This is a genomic window from Rhodococcus sp. C3V (assembly GCF_029269915.1).
Classification (GTDB): domain Bacteria; phylum Actinomycetota; class Actinomycetes; order Mycobacteriales; family Mycobacteriaceae; genus Rhodococcus_F; species Rhodococcus_F qingshengii.
This window is the reverse complement of record NZ_JARJBE010000081.1, coordinates 1-385: the sequence shown is the minus strand read 5'-3', so window position 1 is coordinate 385 and position 385 is coordinate 1. Positions and strand designations below refer to the sequence as shown.

The 385-nt window shown below is 63.9% G+C and carries 1 protein-coding gene; it reads left to right on the top strand.

Features of this window, described 5'->3' with window-relative positions:
- Nucleotides 1-385 (top strand): Ig-like domain-containing protein (locus P3G66_RS31880; RefSeq protein WP_276117895.1); only part of this gene is annotated, 385 nt, incomplete at both ends.

Sequence of the window (385 nt, the reverse complement as noted above, 5' to 3'; positions counted from 1 at the left end):
CGACGTCGTTGTCGGTTCCCGCGACTGCCATCACGGGTGCGGCGGTTGATCTGACCGCTACCGTGGCTCCGAATACTGCTGTCGGTACGGTGCAGTTCAAGTCGAACGGCACGGCAATCGGCTCCCCGGTCACGGTGACTGGCGGTGTTGCGACTCTGTCGCACGCGTTCGATGCTGCTGGCGCTCAAAGCGTTACGGCTGACTTCACCGCTGGTGCAGGGTTCGTCAGCTCGTCGGCGCCTGCTCAGACGGTGACCGTGTCGGATCCGGCTCCAGTGGATGTGGAGACCACGACGTCGTTGTCGGTTCCCGCGACTGCCATCACGGGTGCGGCGGTTGATCTGACGGCGACGGTTGCTCCGAATACTGCTGTCGGTACGGTGCA